Raw genomic sequence first — 19,701 nt, 5'->3', positions numbered from 1 at the left:
GGGCAGATGAACGCCGTCGATCTCGTTCCGACCCAACGCGACACGCTCGCCGGATACACCGGAGACATCGAGCGGCTGGAAGCGCTGTTTGCTTCCTGGGACGAGACGCAGCGTTCTGCCGCGGAAGCCTACCGACGCGCCATAGAAGACCTCCAGGGCGAGGCATTCCGGCGTCTGATCCGAGCTCTAAAAACTGATCCGGCAGCGCTCCAGGCGATGAAGACGGCGGCCGCCGACGAGATCGTTTATGCCGTGCTGCGACACCACAACATCCTCAAGCCGAGCTTGAGCGAACGTGTCGAGGCAGCGCTCGACGGCGTGCGCCCGATGCTTGCTTCCCACGGAGGCGACGTCGAGCTGGTGTCGGTGCGTCCGCCATCCATTGAGGTGCGCTTCACCGGGGCCTGTGACGGGTGTCCTGCCTCGGCCTTGACCTTCCATGCCGGCGTCAAAAAGGCGGTGGAGGAGGCCTGTCCGGAAATCACCGACATCCTCCAGGTCAAGGGATCAGGTGCCGGCGCCAACGACAGCGTGCGTTTTGTCAGTCCCTTCGCGCTCGGTGCGGTGGACGGCTGGCATCTGGTCTGCCGGCTCGACGAGATTCCGCAGGGCGGCATCCTCCGCCAGGTGGTCGGCGGCGAAAACGTGATTTTGTCTCGGCAGGGGGCGGTCGTCTCCTGCTTCCAGAATGCTTGCGCTCATCTCGGCCTGGAAATTGACGGCGGCGCGGTCGAGGACGGCATCGTGACCTGCCCGTGGCATGGCTTCCGCTATGATCTTGCCACCGGCGAATGCCTCACTGCTCCCGAGGTGCAACTCCAGCCGCATATGGTCAAGGTGATCGGCAACCGCGTCGAGGTGAGGCTCGCCAGATGACGCGCGTCTCGCTCGCACCCGCTTTCCGGCCGGCTTGCCCGGTCCCCTCGCCGGCCGCGCCGCTGCTCGATCCCGCCGGCGCCAGCATCGTGCTCGGCCACCATGTCGCTGCGAACGGCCTGCCGGTGCCGATCGCGCCGGGCCCCTCGACACTGTTCGGGCCGCGCGGCGTCTGCTTCGCGCTGGGCGGCGCTTTGCTTGTGGCCGACACCGGTCATCATCGGCTGCTTGGTTGGCGCCAGCTCCCGCATGCCGACAACACGCCGGCGGACTTTGTCATCGGCCAGCCGGACTTCTTCGCGGAAGGCCGCAACGCCGGAGACAAGCCCGGATCCGCGACTTTGGACATGCCGACCGGCATTGCCAGTGACGGTCGCGTCCTGGCCGTGGCGGACGCATGGAACCATCGCGTCCTGATCTGGACGTCACTGCCCGAGCACTCCAACCAGCCGGCGGACCTGGTGCTCGGGCAGAAAGACTTCGGCTGCGGACTTGCCAACCGCGGCGACGCCCAGGCGGGCCCCGATACGCTCAATTGGTGCTATGGCGTGACGATTGCGGACGGACGCCTTTTCGTGGCCGATACCGGCAACCGACGCGTTCTGGTCTGGAACGCCTTGCCCGAGACAAACGGCCAGCCGGCGGATCTGGTGTTCGGTCAGCCGGACATGTTCGCACGCGACGACAACGCCGGATCCGGGGCAAGTGCTTCCGGCATGCGCTGGCCGCATACGATCGCGGTGACCGGCGGCAGGATTTTTGTCGCCGATGCTGGAAACAGCCGCATCATGGCCTGGAACGGCATGCCCAATGCAGACGGCGCGCCGGCGAGCTTCATTCTGGGCCAGAAGAACTTTGAGGCTATCGACCATAATCGCGCCGCATACGACCCGAGCGAGCGGGCTTTGCAGATGCCCTATGGCATCGCCGTTCGCGAAGGCACGTTGATTTGCGCCGATACCGCAAATTCGCGCATTGTGGGCTTCCCGCTCGCGGGCCTCGATATGGACGCTCCGGCAACCATGCTGGCAGGGCAGAACGGGTTCGGCCTCAAGGGGGACAATCGCTGGAAGGCGGCCACTCGCGATAGTCTCTGCTGGCCCTTCGCGATCGCGGTGCATGAGGACATGGTTGCGGTGGCCGACACCGGGAACAACCGGGTGCTGCTATGGGAGGCGGCGCCATGACGGCCCTCCCCGCCCGGCAGACCGCGGACCGGCACGAAAGCGTGCAGATCCGCGTACGCGGCCGCGTGCAGGGGGTCGGCTTTCGTCCGACGGTGTGGCGCTTCGCGCAAGAGGCTCTGCTTACCGGTGAAGTGCTGAACGATGGCGAGGGGGTTTTGATCCGGGTGCGCGGACCACGCGACGATATTGCTCGCCTTGTCGAGCGGTTACGGGGCGAGCCGCCGCCGCTGGCGAGCATCGAGGCGATCGAGGTGGCGCCTTTCGTCGGCGGACTGGGCGAAGGCTTCAGGATCATCGCAAGCACGACCGGCGAAGCTCGTACGGAGATCTCGCCGGACGCGGGCATTTGCGCCGCTTGCGCGGCCGAGGTGCTCGACCCCTTTGCGCGCCGCTACCGTTATCCGTTCACCAACTGCACCCATTGCGGCCCTCGCCTGACCATCGTCAAAGGCGTGCCCTACGACCGTGCGTCGACCACGATGGCGCCATTTTTATTTTGTGCCGATTGCGCCGCTGAATATGGCGACCCGGCGGACCGCCGCTTTCACGCCGAACCGATCGCATGTCACGCCTGCGGACCGCAGGCGAGGCTGATCCGCTTCGACGGACGCGCGGTGAGTTACGAGCAGCACTCCATGCTCGATGACGTCGACGCCGCGATGAGCCTGATCCAGAAAGGCGAGATCGTCGCCATCAAGGCGCTCGGTGGTTATCAGCTGGCCTGCGACGCTACGCGCGCCGATGCCGTCGACCGACTAAGGCAATTGAAGCGGCGCGAGCGCAAGCCCTTTGCCCTGATGGCGCGCGACATGGACGTGATCCGCAAATACTGCACCGTCTCGCCTGGGGAAGAACAGGCGCTGCGCTCCGCCGCCGCGCCGATCGTGCTGCTTGATGCTTCGGCGCCGCTGCGTCTGCCCGAGAGTGTGGCGCCGGGCATGGCGACCTACGGCTTCATGCTGCCGTCGACACCTCTGCACGTGCTGTTGTTCCGCCGCATGCCGCGTCCAGTGGTGATGACCAGCGGCAATCTTTCCGAAGAACCGCAGGTGACGGGCGAAGCCGAAGCGGCGGCAAAGCTGGGGGCAATCGCGCCTTTCGCGCTGATCCACGACCGCGATATCGCCAACCGCGTTGACGATAGCGTGGTGCGTCTGGCCGCTGGAAAGGTGCGGATGGTTCGCCGCGCGCGCGGCTATGCGCCGGCCTCGATTCGTCTGCCGCGCGGTTTCGGGACCGCACCGCAGATCCTTGCCTTCGGCCCGCAAATGAAGGCAACCTTCTGTATGGTGAAGGACGGCCGCGCGGTGCTCTCGCAGCACCAGGGCGATCTGGAGAACGCGGCGACCTTCGACGACTACCGCAAGAGCCTCGCACTTTTTCGCGATCTGTTCGATCATCGACCAGATGCGCTGGCCTGCGACAGGCACCCCGAATATGTCTCGAGCAAGCTGGCCCGTCAGCGCGCGCATTCAAAAGGCGTTCCGCTTTTCGAGGTGCAGCATCACCATGCGCACATAGCGGCTTGCCTGGCCGAAAACGACAGACCGTTGGATGCACCCGGAGTGCTCGGCATCGCGCTTGATGGCCTCGGTTTGGGAGCTGCAGGCGAAATCTGGGGCGGCGAGTTCATGCTTGCCGACTATCGCGTTTTCGACAGGCTCGGCACGTTCAAACCCGTGGCGATGCCTGGCGGCGCGCAAGCCTCGCGCGAACCCTGGCGCAATCTTTACGCGCACCTCATGGCCGAGATGAGCTGGACCCAGCTTGCGATGAATTTCGGTGAGCTCGAAGTCTTGCAGGCGCTTGCCGGCAAGCCGCGCGCTACACTCGACGCCATGATCAAGGGCGGCGTCAATTCCGCGCCGGCGTCCTCGTGCGGCCGGCTCTTCGACGCCGTCGCGGCCGCGCTTGGCATCTGTTTTGAGCGCCAGGCCTATGAAGGCGAGGCAGCCATGCGGCTGGAGGCGATCGTCTGTCCGAAAGCCATGGCCGAGGAGGGCGACGAACTCGCCTATCCTCTCACGATCCCCAATCTCAAGGGAAGCGGCCTGCCCTATATCGAGCCGCTCGCCATGTGGAACGCGCTGCTCGGGGATCTGATCTTGCAGACACCCGTGGGCGTGATGGCGGCGCGCTTTCACAGGGGACTGGCCAAGGCCCTTGCGGCGATGACGCTGAAACTTTCGCGCCGCGACGACGAGCGGGGTCCGCGCTTTGACACAGTCGTCCTTTCGGGCGGGTGCTTCCATAACCGCGTGCTGCTCGAGGAGACCCTGCGCCGGATTGAGGAGATGGACTTCAAGGTCCTCACCCACGCCGAGGTGCCCGCCGGCGACGGTGGCGTCGCGCTCGGTCAGGCGGTGATCGCTGCCGCGCATTCTATGGTCGCCGGCAAAGTCCGGCCAGAAGGAGGAAGCCCATGTGCCTCGGTATTCCAGGACGTATCATAAGGATCGACGATGCCGGGCGTAAGCTTGCAACCGTGGACGTGAGCGGCGTCCGGCGCCAGATCAACATCGCCTGCATCGTCGACGCGGAGCACCCGGTGGAGAGCTGCGTCGGCGACTGGGTGCTTGTCCATGTCGGCTTTGCGATGAGCCGCATCGATGAGAACGAGGCGGCTGAGACGTTGAAGATCCTCACAGAACTTGGCGAGGCGCAGGCCGAAATTGAGGCAATGCGTCAATCCGCCCTTCACTAGGGAGATCAGCTATGTCGAATGAAGGCACATTAAGCGGGCTCTATCCGTTTCTTCACGGCAAGACACAGGATCCCGCCAAGCTGCAGACGGCCCTGCTGCATTCGGTGGGCGAAAAGGCACGCGATTCGCGCGAAACGAATGAGGCATTCTTCGGCGGCCAGGCCGAGATTCTTGTGGCCGCCGCGCGCACGCTGGCCGACGTCTATTCCAGCGGCGGCCAGCTTTTTTCGATGGGCAATGGCGGCTCGAGTTGTGACGCGAGCCATGTCGCGGTGGAGTTCGTTCATCCGGTCACTGCGGGACGGCCGGCGCTTGCCGCGACCAACCTTGTCGCTGACCTTGCCATGATTTCGGCCGTCGGTAACGATCTCGGCTTCGACCATGTCTTCGTGCGCCAGCTCGTCGCGCATGCGCGCAAGGGCGATGCCCTGATCGGCATCTCCACCAGCGGCAATTCCCAGAACCTTATTGCCGCCTTCGTGAAGGCCAAGGAGATGGGCGTCTCCACGATCGGACTCGCGGGCGGCGACGGCGGCAAGATGAAGTCTTCCGGCGCGGTCGACCATTGTCTGATCGTGCCGTCGACCTCGATCCACCGCATCCAGGAGTGCCACGTCGCGGCGTACCACATCATGTGGGACCTCGTGCATACGCTGCTAGCGGATGAGCGCGGCTCCGCGGCCAGGAAGGAAAAAGTCCAATGAAATTTGCCGACGAATTCCGCGATCGCGACAAGGCCCTAACGCTTGTGCGTGAGATCGAGAAGTTGTGCTCCCAAATCGAGGTGACGAAGCACCGACCGCTCAACATCATGGAAGTCTGCGGCGGGCATACGCACTCGATCTTTCGATACGGGTTGGAGGGCATGCTGCCGGCGGCAATCGAGCTCGTCCACGGACCGGGCTGCCCGGTCTGTGTGCTGCCGATGGGACGGGTGGACGACTGCGTGGCCATAGCCGAACAGCCAGGTGTTATCTTCACGACGTTCGGGGATGCCATGCGCGTGCCAGGTTCGCGCAAGAGCCTGATGCAGGCCAAGGCCGACGGCGCCGACGTGCGCATGGTGTACTCGCCGATGGACGCGCTGGCGCTCGCGCGCAAGAACCCCGACCGCGAGGTGGTGTTCTTTGGCCTCGGCTTCGAGACCACCATGCCCTCCACTGCGCTTACCGTGCTGCAGGCGGAAGCCGACGGCATCGAGAACTTCTCGGTTTTCTGCAACCACATAACCATCGTGCCGACGATCAAGGCGATCCTGGACAGCCCCGATCTCCATCTCGATGGCTTCCTCGGGCCTGGCCATGTTTCGATGGTGATCGGCACGGCGCCTTACGAGTTCATCGCCAACTTCTACCGGCGTCCTATGGTTGTCGCCGGCTTCGAACCGCTCGACGTGCTGCAGTCGATCTGGATGATCCTGAAGCAGATCAAGGAGGGCCGCGCCGAGATCGAGAACCAGTACACGCGCATCGTGCCCGAAGCGGGAAATGATCCTGCGCTGGCGGCCGTGGCAAAGGTTTATGAGCTGCGGGAGTTCTTCGAATGGCGCGGGCTGGGCTCCATCGACCATTCCGGGGTCAGGGTGCGCGATGACTATGCTCGCTTTGACGCCGAGCGCAAGTTCGCCATTCCCAACATCAAGATCGCCGACCCGAAATCATGCCAGTGCGGTGAGGTTCTGAAAGGGGTGCTCAAACCCTGGCAGTGCAAGGTATTCGGCACGCTCTGCACGCCCGAAATGCCCCTTGGTGCGTTGATGGTTTCGCCCGAGGGTGCCTGCGCGGCCTATTACCAATATGGCGGCGTGAAGCGGCAGGAACGGCCCGACACGGTGCCGGCTGCGCCATGAACCTCATGTCTCCCCCTCCCCGCAAGCTCGGCCGTATCCACGTGCCCGCCGTGACGCTTGCTCATGGCGGTGGCGGCAAGGCGATGAAGGACTTGATTGACGATGTCTTCGTCAGCGCCTTTGCGTCTGCCGAGCCGCAGGCGCTTGAAGACCAGGCGCGTTTCGAGCTCGCCGCGCTGGCTGCTCAGGGCGACAGGCTTGCCTTCACGACCGATTCGTTTGTCGTTGATCCACTGTTCTTCCCCGGCGGCGACATCGGCAAGCTGGCGGTCTTCGGCACTGTCAACGACCTTGCCGTGGGCGGCGCCAAGCCGCTCTACCTGTCCTGCGCGGTCGTCATCGAGGAAGGCATGAAGATTGACGAACTGCGTCGCGTCGCCCAGTCGATGGCCGCTGCAGCGCGGCAGGCGGGCGTCGCGATTGTCACCGGGGACACGAAAGTCGTGCAGCGCGGCGCCTGCGATAAGCTCTTCATCACCACGACGGGCGTGGGTGTGATCCCGGTGGGGATCCAACTTGCCATTGGCGCCATCAGGCGGGGCGACGGCATACTGGTCAACGGTCTCCTCGGCGATCACGGCGCGGCAATCCTAGCGGCGCGCGGCGATCTTGCCCTGGAAACGGAGATCGAGAGCGATTGCGCGCCGCTGCACGGGCTCATCGATGTGATTTTGAAAGCGGCTCCCGGAACGCGCACCATCCGAGATGCGACGCGCGGCGGCATCGCTACTGTGCTCAACGAAATGGCCGAGGCATCGGGCGTCGCGATCGAAATCGAGGAAGCCGCTACGCCGCTACGTGAAGAGGTCCGCGGCTTTTGCGAGATCCTTGGTCTCGACCCGCTCTATCTCGCCAATGAAGGTAAGATCGTCCTCGCGGTTCCACCGGCCGAAATCGATGCGGCCCTGGCCGCGATGCGTGAGCACCCCCTCGGCGCGTGCGCCATGCTCATCGGGCACGCTTATCCCGGGGAAGCCGGACGCGTGACGATGAAGACCGCATTCGGTGGCAAGCGCATCGTCGACATGCTGGTCGGCGAGCAATTGCCGCGGATTTGTTGAGGAACCATGCACGAACTCGGCATCACCCGAAACATCGTTTCGATCGTGGAGGACGCAGCGAAGGGCCGCCGTGTCAGACGCGTTACGCTTGATGTCGGGCGTCTTGCCGGGGTCATGCCGGATGCGCTGGCCTTTTGCTTCGATGTCGTGTCGAAGGGGACGGCGCTTGAAGGCGCCGTGCTCGAGATCAGAGAAATCACCGGCCGCTGCCGCTGTCGCGGCTGCGGCGCCGAGTTCGAAACTTCGACGCTCTACCAAGCCTGTGGCTGCGGCTCGCGATTGCTCGATCGGCTGACTGGCGAGGAACTGAAGATCAGGGAAATGGAACTCGAGGAGGCTGCCTGATGTGCGCGACCTGTGGATGCGGATCAAACACCAACGCCAGGATGCTGAATTTACAGACGGGCCTGGTCCGGCCGTTGGGCGGTCACACCAGCGAGCACCCTGGCCACCATCGCGACGATCATGAGCATGATCATGGCCATTCGCATTCCCACCACCATGGCGATGGGCATGTGCACGACCATGAGCACGGACATCATCACCACGATCATGATGGCCATGAGCATCAACATGGCCATGGGCGCGGGACGACTGTCGTCGAGCTGGAGGCCCGCTTGCTTGCCAAGAACGACACGCTCGCCATGCGCAACCGAGGCTGGTTCGAGGGGCGGGAAATCCTGGCATTGAACATCGTCAGCTCGCCCGGCGCCGGCAAGACGACGCTTTTGGAACGGACAATTCAGGACCTCAAGGACGAAATCCCGATCTTCGTGATCGAAGGCGATCAGGCCACCGCCAATGACGGCGAACGCATTCGCGCCGCCGGGGCAGCGGCGGTTCAGGTCAACACTGGCACGGGATGCCACCTCGAGGCTGACATGGTCGCGCAGGCTCTCCAGGAACTGAGGCCGCCCAGCGGCGCGATGGTGCTGATCGAAAATGTCGGCAATCTCGTCTGTCCCGCGCTGTTCGACCTCGGCGAAGATGCAAAGGTCATCGTTCTCTCGGTAACCGAGGGCCAGGACAAACCGCTCAAGTATCCGAACATGTTCCAGGCGGCCAACCTCATGATCATCAGCAAGACCGATCTGTTGCCCTATGTCGATTTTGATATGGATGTCGCTTTGGCCAATGCACGTGCAGTCAATCCGGCAATCGAGGCGATAGCTTTGTCGGTGCGCAACGGCGAGGGCGTCGACCAGTGGTACGGCTGGCTGCGCAACCATCGGCGATCTCTTGGCCAGTCCTCTGCGATTGCGCCGCAAAGGTCCGCCGCACACAAAATCTAGGCAAAAGCCAAAAAGATTGCGCAGGTGATTGGTCGTCTTTGGCCAAGGCTGCGCGCTACGCGAGTGGGGCATAGATCATGATTGCCAATCTATTCGACGACCGGCCCGATCATCTGCGCTGCAAGACGGTGCTCACTTGCGTTTTTCTGATCGCGGCCAACATAGCCGCCTGGGCATCGACCTGGTTTGCCTTTTCCCATCATCCCGCCCTGCTCGGCACGGCCTTGCTCGCTTATACGTTTGGGCTGAGGCATGCTTTCGATGCCGACCATATCGCTGCGATCGATAATGTCGTGCGCAAGCTGATGCAGGAGAAGAAGGCTCCCTTCTCGGCTGGGCTGTTCTTTTCGCTCGGCCATTCCACGATCGTCGTGCTGGCATCCTTGGCGATCGCCGGGACGGCCGCGGCCCTTCAAGGCCGGTTGGAAAGGTTTCACGAAATTGGCGGCATGATTGGAACCTGCATCTCGGCCCTGTTCCTGCTCGCCATTGGCATCGCGAACCTCTTCATTCTCAAAAGCATCTGGCGGGCCTTTTCGAAAGCTCAACGTGGCGAGCCCATGGTCGAGGAGGATCTGGAGACGCTGCCGGCCGGACGCGGCTTCTTCGCCCGCATTTTCCGGCCAGTGTTTCGCGTCGTCACACGCTCCTGGCATATGTACCCGGTCGGCTTTCTGTTCGGACTCGGGTTCGACACCGCAACCGAAATCGGCCTGCTCGGCATTTCGGCGGCGCAGGCAGCAGCCGGCACGTCGTTCTGGACGATATTGATCTTTCCGGCTCTGTTCACCGCCGGGATGTCGCTCTTGGACACGATCGACAGCGTACTGACCACCCGCGCTTACGGTTGGGCGTTTGTGAATCCGACACGCAAGCTCTGGTACAACATGACGATTACGGCCGCATCCGTGGTGGTCGCCATCTTCATCGGCGGTATCGAGACGCTTGGGCTGATTGCCGACAGGCTGAGCTTGCACGGAGGGGTGTGGAATGTCGTTGGCAACGTGAATGGCGACCTAACCATCTTCGGCTACATCGTTGTCGGAATATTTGTCCTCTGCTGGCTGGTCTCGAATCTTGTCTACAAGCTCAACGGCTACGACAGAGCGGAAGCGATGACGGCTCCGTGACCTGGCGAGAAAAATTATGCCCAACCGCCCTCCGGCCAACGCCGCGCAACCGAATCCGCGTCGGCGCCCCCGCTTAGGCTCGCACGGCACCTACTAAGCAGACGGTGTTCAAGGCTCTTTTCTGATGAGTTCCCGAAGCCGGCTGGGCGTTATCAATTTAACTCGCGTTCAGGGATTTGCGGCATAGACTTTGGCATGAACACCGCGACCGTCAGCTGGCCCCCTGATCCATAGCGAGCGCCAAGCGGCGTCGGCCTGCGCTTGGTGGAGCCGGGCACTGCATGGTCGTGGCGGGCCGAACTCGCCGCCGCCATAGGTCAGATCAACGAGGCTTCATCCGAGCAGCCTTATGTCGCGATCAACCTCTACATCGATCCGCAGGTGACACGCGACCCTCCGTCGGTCAGGGGTTGTTGTCCGGAAGTGTGGCTGACCAGCACCGGCTTTCAATCAACGTTCTGGCGACCTTAGGGATGAGCTTACGGACAGCGGAGACGGCCGGAGAACGTTCATCTGTCGGATTTACGGCCAGCACAACCGACCGGGTAATCACCGGATCGACAATTCTAACCGTCCGGACCAGTCCCTCAGAGGCTTCTTTGTGAACGGCCGACGGGGTAAGTATGGAATAAGTCTTCCCCTCGATCACCATATTGACGATTGTGGAAAGCGAATCGACCTCAAATCTTACGTCCAGCACGCACCCGTGCTGTGCAACGACATCTGCGACCGATCGCCTGGTGTTGTTGCTACGCATAGGAACTGCCAGCGGAAATGCGTGCAGATCGGCAAGAGGTATCGAATCTTCGAAAGGCGGCTTACCCGCCGGCACCACCAAGCAAAATTCTTCGCGTGCCAGCACCATCGTGTGACCCACGGCTTCGGCGGTTCGATAGAGCACCGCCAGGTTGAACCGGCCAGCAGCCATCCATTCCTCAAGCGGCCCGGTCATGCCTTCGATCATCTTGAGCGAAATCCGCGGCAGCTCGTTCATTACCGATTCCAGCAACGGTCCGCTCAGGACGCGGGCGGCCCCGGACGGAATGGCTATTGTGACCTCCCCCGCAGGGGAGATTACCGAGTTGGTCAGTTCCGCTTCGGTGAGATGAATTTCCTCTAAAATTGTCCGCGCCCGCTCGAGCAGCTTCGCTCCGGAAGCCGTCACGGTCACACCGGTCCGGTCACGTAGAAGCAGCTGAGTACCAAAGCGTTCTTCGAGCTGACGCACATGCAAGCTAAGCGCGCTCTGCGCCACGTGAAGGAGCGAAGCCGCCTTCGTAAAACTGCCCGCGTCGACCACGCCTACGAAGTATCTTAGCTGCCTGATTTCCACGGTAAGCATATCCGGCTGGAGCGCGATCTCCAGCGTTCAATATGCCTATCTGGAAAGGAGATAGGCGGCAAGCATCAATACCACCGCAACGGCACCAGAGCCCTGCTCTTTGACCAGCTATCAACAGATTACTCTTGCGTAAGGCGGGTTCCTGCCCCTGGCGAACGGCTCTTATGACGCCTTGGCGAAACACGCGGATGTGGGCAAGCCACCGCGCCGGCCGGCGTATGTCAATGGCGGGATCGTTGCGGCAAAGCAGTTGCTGCCTGCGAAAGCCCGGCGTTAGCTGCGGCCCGTCGCCTGGATCATTGACGACCAACACGTCGAGTCCAGCGAGATGGTCCTGTGTCAACGGTGCGATCAATGCATCGGCCGCCAGGCGCTGCGCTCTGGCGCGGCCGGCCGCAGCCGCTCGCTCCAACGTGCCCGGCGCCGGTAGGATGAATTTCCGTTCCAGCAACGCCTCCATCAGCGCGGCGATGATCGGAAAGCCGCGATCGGTCGATTGTGCTATCCTGGCGGCAAGTTCGACCATCATCGGCACTATCGCGTGCGAACTCCTGGCGCATCTGGGGTGGGTCGATGGGGAAAACTTGTCGAAGCTGTGTTCGAGGGCGAACCGGGTACTTGGCGAATAGTTGCTGCCAGGGCTCGCTGATTTTCTCTCAGTGGGAGGGAGGGGACGTGCCTAAGGATATGGACGCCTTATAAGAACAAAATCGATTTGGTTGAGACGATTGATCCCGAGATCGATAAATCCACCCGGGATTCGGAGGCATCAAAACGCTCGGGGAGATCGATCAAAGAATTGCCACCTTCATCCGCAAGGCGCAAGGATCTGACGCGCGCCGAGCTCGCGCCCTTGCTTGGCCTTTCGATGCAGGTTTATGGCCGCTACGAACGTGCATTTTCAAAGATGCATGTAACCCGAATGATCCACCTGTGCGAAATCCTAGGATTTATTCGATGGAAATGCTGTTGAGCGCTGCCCCGCATCTCTGGGGCCGCACGCCGGAAGAAGCGCGCGACACCATGGAACTCGCGCAACAGGTCGTGTCTATTCTGCACGGCACCAAGCGCGATCTGCTAGCCCTGGTAATGGTGGATTTGGAGCGGGCCGCCGGCGTGACGCCGGGAGAAGCGCAAAAGGGGAACCGGGACAGCCTCTAGACTGGCGGAACCTTTCATTTAATAAATCCGCCCTCACCGAAAACTTCCGCTTGTCGAAAACGAAACTCAACTGCTAGATGCTGAAGATGTCATGTTCTAGCTATCTGGCTATCCGAATGGCGCAAAAACCAATCGTTCGATCCTCGAGTCGAGCGCCAAGCCAACGGATCGACGGTCGGCGATCGTTGCTCGTCTATCTCGATCCGGATGTTATCAAGGCGCTTAAGAAAGCGGCCGTTGATGACGACCGTCATAGCTACGAGATCGCTGAAGAAGCCATCCGGGAATGGCTCCGAGAACGTGAAATCCGGGCGTCCGGCAATGGGGCAAACCCGGCGTTCCGCTAGTAGTTTCGTGCTTGGGGGGATCGATGTCGATCAGAACTGTTCAACAACTATGCGAAATTTCGCCGCTCGTGCAGGATGATGGGCTCGTTGACCAGATCGCCAACGTGGAGGACCTGCACAAGGGCAAGATCGATCCCGATGCATTCTTCCGTAGGAACCATTTCACCGACGGGCTGAATACGCTGATCCGAGGCGGCTTTGACCGGCTCTCGGGGAGGTCGGACGCTGGGGCGTTCTACCTCTCGCAGTCGATGGGCGGCGGCAAGACCCACTCCCTAATCGCGTTCGCCCTGCTAGCCCAGGATGACGGCCTGCGTCACCGGATCATCCCGTCTATCGCGCCTACAGCAACGTTTGGCGCGGCCAAGGTCGTTGTCTTCAACGGTCACCAGAACCCGGCGAACTTTCTGTGGGGCGAGATCGCCGAACGGCTAGGTCGTCCGGATACCATGTCGCGCTTCTGGAAAGACGGCGCCAAGGCCCCTGGTGTCAACGACTGGATCGCGGCTCTCGGTGACGAACCCGTCCTGATTCTGCTCGACGAATTGCCAAGCTATCTTCAGATGGCCGAAGGGCAGACGGTCGGAAACTCGACACTTGCCGACATTACGATCGGCGCGCTCGAGAGGCTCTTCAACGCTCTCAGTCAATTACCTGCGGCCTGCGTGGTGGTGACGAATCTGCTCGACGACGTGTTCGCGGAGGGATCGAATAGACTCAAGACTCTAATTAACACGTTGAACAAGCAGTATGGAAAATACGCCCAGGCAATCACGCCCGTTCAGCAGAACTCGGGTGAGATTTTTCAGATCATCCGCAGGAAGCTGTTCGACCATATTCCCGACGACGATGTGATCGACGAGATCGCTCAGGCCTACGTTGACGAGTTGAACAAGGCCAAGCGCGTCGAAGATATTCCGGTCGTTCCTGAGAGCTACATTGCCCGCATCCGAGAAACCTATCCCTTCCACCCCTCGATCCGAGACGTGGTTGCCCGATTTAAGGAGAACCCGGGATACCAGCAGACGCGCGCACTTATCCGCATCCTCCGCCTTGCCGTCCGAAGCGCATGGAAATCAACCGACCAAGACTTTCTAATTGGCCTGCAGCACCTCGATTTCAACACTCAGGGCGTGGTCGAGGAAGTGCGCAAAATCAACACGCACTTCACCAATGCCATTGCCAAGGATATCGCCGATCGCGGCATGGCAAAGGCCGAGGAGATCGATGCCGGCGTGGGTTCAACCACCGCCACCTCAGTCGCCAAGCTTATACTGATGGCATCCCTGTCGACTGCCGAGCAACCAATCCTCGGCCTGCGCCGCAACGAGATCGTTGAGTTTCTGATCGACCCACTCACGAAGACTCCGGCGATCGCGTCCGCGATCGACAAGCTCACCCAGGAAGCGGAATATCTCTTCTTCGATCCATCGCAGCGCATCTTTTTCGGGCAAACAGCGAACGTCACATCAGAGATCAATAACACTGCGTCGAGCTTGGCGGAGGAGGTCGTCGACCAGGAGCTGCGCCGAAAGCTGGAAGTCGTATTCGAACCAAAAACGAAGTCTCTTTACCGCCAGCTCGCGATTCTGCCGTCGCTCGATCAGATCAAGATCGGCGACGAGGACGTTACACTAATTATCCTGGAGCGTTCGGCGTCAGAGCTTCCCGCCGATCTCGTTAAGTGGTGGGAAGACCTTGATCGGCGCAATCGTGTGCTGATCCTGACGGCCGACCGCAACGCGCTCGGCACACTCCGCTCTGTCGCTCGGCAGATGCGGGCGATCGCCGTCGTTGGGGCGTCTGTCCTGTCGCGTCATGGCAAAGAATCCCCGCAGATGCGCGACGTCGAAAAAATCAGGGAGCGGGCTGCCAACCAGTTTACTTCTGCCGTGCGGGAAGCATTCTCCTCGCTCGTGTTCCCGACGGGCGCGGCGCTGCGGGATTACAGCCAGTTCCGCATGGAGTTCGACAACAACGACTACAAGGGCGAGGAGCAGATCCTCAAGACGCTGGAGGAGCGGGGCAAGTTCTATCCCGCGGCCAAGATTGAGAAGGATATCCGAGCCATCAGAGCTGAAGCCGAGGAGGAGCTTTTCGATGCCGACGCGGTCCCGCGCGCCGAACTGAAGCGGAAGTCGGCAGCTAAGCCTGGATGGTACTGGCTCGCCTCGGGTGGCCTCGACTACGTCATCAACGAGAGCGTGCGAACCAAACACTGGCGCGAGCGTAGCAATCTCATCGAGAAGAAATTCACCCGACAAACGTCGGTGCAGGTCAGATTTGACGGCGCAATCGAACCGATGATCGATAAGGGCGTCTACCGACTCACGGTGACGCCGGAGGACGCCGACGTCGTCTATGCTTCCGAGCACGGTCCTCCCGATCCGAACACGTCTGCGCGAGTCCAGGGCCGTCTGTGGGAGACTAGCGCCTCCAAGGCGTGGTTCATGGCGGTCGATTCGAAAAATGAAGCGGTGTCGGGCCCGATCCTCGAATGGCTCGCGCCAGTACGACTTTCTTCGTCAGCGCAGTCCACCTCCGCGGGCTTCGAGATTACTTGGGCAGTGCTACCGCGTTCGGCGCAGGTGCGCGTCACGTTCGACGGCAGCGATCCGAAGACGGCACCGCCTGCCAAAGCCCCCATGGTCGCGCCCGAAGGTTCCGTTATTGCCCGCCTCATTGCGACCGTCGACGAACGCATCTCCGACACGGTCGAGATCAATCTTATCGCCGGCAAGAAGGCCGAGAAGCGGGTTCTGCGGGACGACCGGCCGGTTCTGCTGCTCGAACGTCAGGAGTTCGTGTCGATCACTGCGCTGACCGACGCGCTCGAAGCGCTCAAGCTTGCGGCAGGCGCGACCATCAGAGGTGGGAAGCTCGAGATCGGAACTGAGGAGGGCGACCTGTTCGTCGACACAGTCTTTGGCGATCAGGTCGCCCTCCTTCCGGCCGCCGTCGAGACCATCATGAGCACCATTGCGCGTGAAGCCGCATTTGAGGCCACTCGCGCGAACGGAGCATTCAACAGCACGAAGTTCACGACCGGAAAGGATTTCCGGGTCTTCGCGGACACCATGAAGCTCGATTTCGAGAGCCTCAAGTGGACGCAGGACAACGTCGACTGATCGAAACCAACAAGGGAATGCGCGTTATGTCTGGCTTCGATTGCGCCGACCATTACCTCGAGCACTGCTATCTCGTGCAGGTGCCGCGCGCCCCAAAGGATGATGTGTACGTCTTCGAGGTTTTCGGTCGTCCTCCGAAGGAGACAGAGGAAAGCTGGGGCCCCGAAGTCATTCACCGAGCCAATCTTGTGAAGGCAAAATGGGATGCTATCTCAGGCGAGGCCCGCCTAGAATTCAACCGCCGTTTGAAGTCGGAACGCAAGAAGGCTGGATCCTGGTCGCTCGGCAACAACGCCGTTCAGCGTCTTCTCGGCAAGGAACTCCTGGTGCTTGTCTGGGCTATCGAAGGTGATGATATTTCGATTGAACAATGCGAGGTTGCCATCCGGAATTGGACTGGCCTCAAGCCCGAGGAGCGTTGGTGGCTCTACACCATGACCGCCGCCTCGACTGGCTATGCGCACCAGACCGCCCTGGGATGGCGCGGTGCGCTCGCGAAGGCGCTGTGTTTCGGAACGAAGCAAGATGTGTTCACGCTCGGCTCAATGATGGGGCGCGGCCGATTGCCGCCCCGGAAGAATGACGGTTTCCAATCTGAGCGGAATTCGGAGCGCACGAAACTCGAGTCCGCCGCTCTCAAGGTCATCGCCAGTCACGGCGACGCATCTGCCTTTGCTTGACCCGGCGGCCAGATGAACACGATGACGTTAATCCCTCCGAAAGTAGCTCCGTTGTCCCTGGCCGATGCCCCCTCTTTCATTGAGCGTGAGCTGCCGGTCGGGCGCATTTCCGCTGAGGCTTACAAAGAACGGAAAGCCGGAGCAGGACAGACGTTGACGGCGCTTGGCTCTTACTGGAAAGGGCGCAAGCCGCTCATCCTCGTTCGAGCCACAGTGCTCGGATGTCTATTGCCCGCGACGAACGATCCGATGAAGGACCTCCGCATTTTCCTGATGCTAATGGGCATGGACGACGCAGCGATCGCCCGGCGCATCAAGTCAATTTCGCCAAGGGACATCGATTCAGATTGGTCAAGTTATCTCAAGCTTGTCGAGCCCGGCGATCGCCCGATCTGGAGGAAGACGCTCACCAAGGAAGACCGACACCGGTTGATTGCCGAATGGCTAGCGACGCTTCCCTATGACGACCGCCTCGCATTTTGCTTCCGGCCCGAGGAATGTAACGAGGACGAGCTTCTTGGCGGCATCTGGGACGAAGTGAACGCGCATCTCAAAACGTCGGCGCGTTCGTTCCCAGAGCTGATCGAGCAACTTGGCATCATGCGGTTTGGCCATCGACCCAAGGTCGCTGACACCTTCTGCGGCGGCGGGTCGATCCCGTTCGAGGCAGCGCGCATGGGGTGCGACGTCTACGCCTCCGATCTCAACCCGATCGCCTGCATGCTAACCTGGGGAGCCTTCAACTTCATCGGCGCCAGCAAAGAGAAGCGTGCCGAGGTCGACGCCGAGCAGAAGCGCGTTGCGCAGGCTGTCGATGCCGAGATCACGCGCCTCGGGGTTGAGCACGATGCCCACGGCAATCGCGCCAAGGCCTATCTCTATTGTCTAGAGACACGCTGCCCGAAGACAGGCTGGATGGTTCCTATGGCACCGTCATGGGTGATCTCGAAGACCCGCAGCGTAGTCGCGCGGCTCGTTCCTGATCACGACCGTAGGTGTTACGAAATCGTCATAGAAACCGGCGTCGACGAAGGGGCAATGAAAGTCGCTGCACAGGGCACCGTCCAAGGTGGCCGCCTTGTTCATCCGATGAACCCTGAGAAGGACGGCGTCGCGATTTCCGTGATCCGTGGCGATCGTCGAGAGGGTCGGATCAACAAAAACGGCCTGCGTCGTTGGGAGAAGCACGACTTCGTGCCCCGACCTGAAGACGCTCTGCAAGAGCGTCTTTATTGCATCCAGTGGATCACCAAGGCGTCGCTTGGTAAGCGCCGACAGCACACCTTCTTCGCTTCAGTGACGGACGAGGACCTTGCCAGGGAACGCCAGGTGGAAGCAGTCGTCCGAGAAAATCTAGCCCGCTGGCAGGAAGAGGGCCTTGTGCCCGACATGCCAATCGAACCGGGTGAGAAGACCGACGAGCCAATCCGCACCCGCGGCTGGACCTATTGGCATCACTTGTTCGGAGCGAGGCAGTTGCTCATGCTGTCTCTCAGCCGACGCGGTATTTCAGCATTTGGCGCCCTTATATTAGCCAACGATCTAAATTTTAATGCGAAGCTTTGCGGAATACATTCCCGCAGTGCTAATTCTGGCCGAGACACTTGCATTGATCGCGTCTTCATAAACCAGGCTCTCAATACTTTGCTGAATTATGGCGTCCGGAGCTTCGAATATGCAGCTGATAACTCCACAAACATACCGTCACTGACACTTCCAGACACTCGACGCGAGGTTGTTCCTCGAAACGCCAACATGCATGGTGTTTCTTGTGAGCTTTTTGTCACCGACCCGCCTTACGCAGACGCAGTCAACTATCACGAGATTACTGAGTTCTTCATCGCCTGGCTGCGCAAGAACGCGCCGCCACCCTTCGATCAGTGGACGTGGGATAGCCAACGATCAAAGGCCATCAAAGGCTCCGATGAAAAGTTCCGCGCCGACATGGTCGATGCCTACAAGGCCATTGCCACCCACATGCCGGACAACGGGCTTCAGGTGGTCATGTTTACCCACCAGGATGCGGGCGTCTGGGCTGACCTGGCGGCAATCATGTGGTCGGCTGGTCTCAGGGTGACAGCTGCGTGGAATATCGTCACCGAAACGGAGAGTGCGCTCAAGGAGGGCAACTACGTTCAGGGCACGATCCTGCTCGTCCTTCGCAAGAGACTGGCGGCGAAGAATGCCAAACGGATGGATATAGAGGGCGAGATCGAGTCCGAGGTGGACCGGCAATTAAAGGTACTCCATGACCTGGACGAGGATTGGACCGCTGAGCGCCTCTACACTGATGGCGATCTACAACTTGCGGCCTACGCGGCGGCGCTTCGCGTCATTACGGGCTACGAGACTATCGACCGCGTCGAGGTGGGTGCAGACGTCTACCGCAAGTTCAAGAAGGGCGAGAAGACTGTCATCCGCGAGTTGATTGAATATGCGGCTTCCGTGGCCAACAACAAGCTCGTGCCTGAGGGCTTCCAGACCGGGCTGTGGCGGGAGCTAGATCCGGCGTCCCGTTTCTACGTGCGCATGCTCGACATGGAATCCAAGGGAACAACGCGGTTCGCCGACTTTCAGGATTTCGCAAAGACCTTCGCCGTCGCCGACCATAAGGCGCTGATGGGGTCGACCAAGGCGAATGCCGCATCGCTCGCAGGTGCCGATGAGATGAAGGCGCGTCTCCTGGAAGGCAAAGGCTTCCCGACATCGCCGCTGCGCCGCGTCCTGTTCGCGATCTACAAGACTATGCAAAAGGAAGATCCCAAGTACGGCATGTCGTATCTGCGGACTGAGTACGGACCCGATTACTGGCCGACGCGCACGAAGCTCGTCGAGTTCGCCCGATATGTGGCGCTCAAGACAGTGAAGACCCGCCCTGCTGAATACGCGGCAGCAGATCTCCTAGCTCAGAAGCTCGAAGTCGATCGCCTCTAAGAGGTAGTCC

At 61.0% G+C, this 19,701-nt stretch carries 18 protein-coding genes; 15 read left to right on the top strand and 3 right to left on the bottom strand.

Going from position 1 to position 19,701, the window contains the following annotated elements; all coding sequences use genetic code 11:
* Positions 1–6: 6 nt before the first annotated feature.
* The 8 genes from EJ070_RS19930 to EJ070_RS19895 are packed head-to-tail and all read left to right on the top strand — an operon-like array spanning position 7 to position 8,022.
* The gene (locus EJ070_RS19930; RefSeq protein ID WP_126092856.1) at positions 7–876 is read left to right on the top strand and encodes a NifU family protein; all 870 of its coding nucleotides are present in this window, start codon (positions 7–9) and stop codon (positions 874–876) included.
* The gene (locus EJ070_RS19925) at positions 873–2,063 is read left to right on the top strand and encodes an NHL repeat-containing protein (RefSeq protein WP_126092855.1); all 1,191 of its coding nucleotides are present in this window, start codon (positions 873–875) and stop codon (positions 2,061–2,063) included. Before EJ070_RS19930 ends, EJ070_RS19925 begins: the two co-directional genes overlap by 4 nt.
* Positions 2,060–4,516 (top strand): carbamoyltransferase HypF, encoded by a 2,457-nt coding sequence (hypF, locus tag EJ070_RS19920; protein ID WP_245464628.1) that lies wholly within the window; start codon positions 2,060–2,062, stop codon positions 4,514–4,516. The genes EJ070_RS19925 and hypF overlap by 4 nt, the downstream gene beginning before the upstream one ends.
* Complete coding sequence (locus EJ070_RS19915) at positions 4,486–4,767, top strand: HypC/HybG/HupF family hydrogenase formation chaperone (protein WP_126092853.1); 282 nt, start codon at positions 4,486–4,488, stop codon at positions 4,765–4,767. The genes hypF and EJ070_RS19915 overlap by 31 nt, the downstream gene beginning before the upstream one ends.
* Positions 4,768–4,778: 11 nt before the next feature.
* Complete coding sequence (locus EJ070_RS19910; protein WP_126092852.1) at positions 4,779–5,471, top strand: SIS domain-containing protein; 693 nt, start codon at positions 4,779–4,781, stop codon at positions 5,469–5,471.
* A complete protein-coding gene (hypD, locus tag EJ070_RS19905) occupies positions 5,468–6,616 on the top strand; it encodes a hydrogenase formation protein HypD (protein ID WP_126092851.1) in 1,149 nt (382 codons plus the stop codon). Before EJ070_RS19910 ends, hypD begins: the two co-directional genes overlap by 4 nt.
* Positions 6,613–7,677, top strand: coding sequence for a hydrogenase expression/formation protein HypE (hypE, locus tag EJ070_RS19900; RefSeq protein WP_126092850.1), 1,065 nt, complete (start codon positions 6,613–6,615; stop codon positions 7,675–7,677). Before hypD ends, hypE begins: the two co-directional genes overlap by 4 nt.
* Before the next feature lie 6 nt (positions 7,678–7,683).
* Positions 7,684–8,022 (top strand): hydrogenase maturation nickel metallochaperone HypA, encoded by a 339-nt coding sequence (locus tag EJ070_RS19895; RefSeq protein ID WP_126092849.1) that lies wholly within the window; start codon positions 7,684–7,686, stop codon positions 8,020–8,022.
* A 50-nt stretch (positions 8,023–8,072) separates the two neighbouring features.
* Here the strand turns inward: EJ070_RS19895 and EJ070_RS37145 are convergent, their stop codons facing one another.
* Entirely contained in the window at positions 8,073–8,240 is a 168-nt protein-coding gene (locus tag EJ070_RS37145; protein ID WP_245464984.1) for a hypothetical protein, read from the bottom strand.
* On the opposite strand from EJ070_RS37145, the gene hypB reads away from it, so the two are divergent.
* Positions 8,193–8,969, top strand: a complete 777-nt coding sequence (hypB, locus tag EJ070_RS19890; RefSeq protein ID WP_245464952.1) for a hydrogenase nickel incorporation protein HypB — start codon at positions 8,193–8,195, stop codon at positions 8,967–8,969. The genes EJ070_RS37145 and hypB overlap by 48 nt on opposite strands.
* A 77-nt stretch (positions 8,970–9,046) precedes the next feature.
* Positions 9,047–10,099, top strand: coding sequence for a HoxN/HupN/NixA family nickel/cobalt transporter (locus tag EJ070_RS19885; RefSeq protein ID WP_126092847.1), 1,053 nt, complete (start codon positions 9,047–9,049; stop codon positions 10,097–10,099).
* A 403-nt stretch (positions 10,100–10,502) separates the two neighbouring features.
* Here the strand turns inward: EJ070_RS19885 and EJ070_RS19875 are convergent, their stop codons facing one another.
* Together EJ070_RS19875 and EJ070_RS19870 are read right to left on the bottom strand one after the other, a co-directional pair.
* Entirely contained in the window at positions 10,503–11,432 is a 930-nt protein-coding gene (locus tag EJ070_RS19875) for a LysR family transcriptional regulator (RefSeq protein WP_126092846.1), read from the bottom strand.
* A complete protein-coding gene (locus EJ070_RS19870) occupies positions 11,335–11,970 on the bottom strand; it encodes a DUF4158 domain-containing protein (RefSeq protein WP_126092845.1) in 636 nt (211 codons plus the stop codon). The genes EJ070_RS19875 and EJ070_RS19870 overlap by 98 nt, the downstream gene beginning before the upstream one ends.
* A gap of 428 nt (positions 11,971–12,398) precedes the next feature.
* Between EJ070_RS19870 and EJ070_RS37140 the strand changes: the two genes are divergently transcribed.
* The 5 genes from EJ070_RS37140 to EJ070_RS19845 all read left to right on the top strand — a co-directional run bounded on the left by EJ070_RS37140 (position 12,399) and on the right by EJ070_RS19845 (position 19,691).
* Positions 12,399–12,602 (top strand): hypothetical protein, encoded by a 204-nt coding sequence (locus EJ070_RS37140; RefSeq protein ID WP_245464627.1) that lies wholly within the window; start codon positions 12,399–12,401, stop codon positions 12,600–12,602.
* 185 nt (positions 12,603–12,787) lie between these two features.
* Positions 12,788–12,949 (top strand): hypothetical protein, encoded by a 162-nt coding sequence (locus EJ070_RS19860; RefSeq protein WP_245464626.1) that lies wholly within the window; start codon positions 12,788–12,790, stop codon positions 12,947–12,949.
* A gap of 23 nt (positions 12,950–12,972) precedes the next feature.
* A complete protein-coding gene (locus EJ070_RS19855) occupies positions 12,973–16,077 on the top strand; it encodes a DUF499 domain-containing protein (RefSeq protein WP_126092843.1) in 3,105 nt (1,034 codons plus the stop codon).
* The gene (locus EJ070_RS19850; protein WP_245464625.1) at positions 16,053–16,757 is read left to right on the top strand and encodes a DUF3780 domain-containing protein; all 705 of its coding nucleotides are present in this window, start codon (positions 16,053–16,055) and stop codon (positions 16,755–16,757) included. Before EJ070_RS19855 ends, EJ070_RS19850 begins: the two co-directional genes overlap by 25 nt.
* 12 nt (positions 16,758–16,769) lie before the next feature.
* Positions 16,770–19,691, top strand: a complete 2,922-nt coding sequence (locus EJ070_RS19845) for an anti-phage-associated DUF1156 domain-containing protein (protein ID WP_126092842.1) — start codon at positions 16,770–16,772, stop codon at positions 19,689–19,691.
* Positions 19,692–19,701: the final 10 nt, after the last annotated feature.

Origin of the sequence: Mesorhizobium sp. M1E.F.Ca.ET.045.02.1.1, from assembly GCF_003952485.1 — a bacterium.
GTDB lineage: Bacteria > Pseudomonadota > Alphaproteobacteria > Rhizobiales > Rhizobiaceae > Mesorhizobium.
Note: the sequence above shows the minus strand (reverse complement) of the source record. Positions and strands in the feature narration are given on the sequence as shown.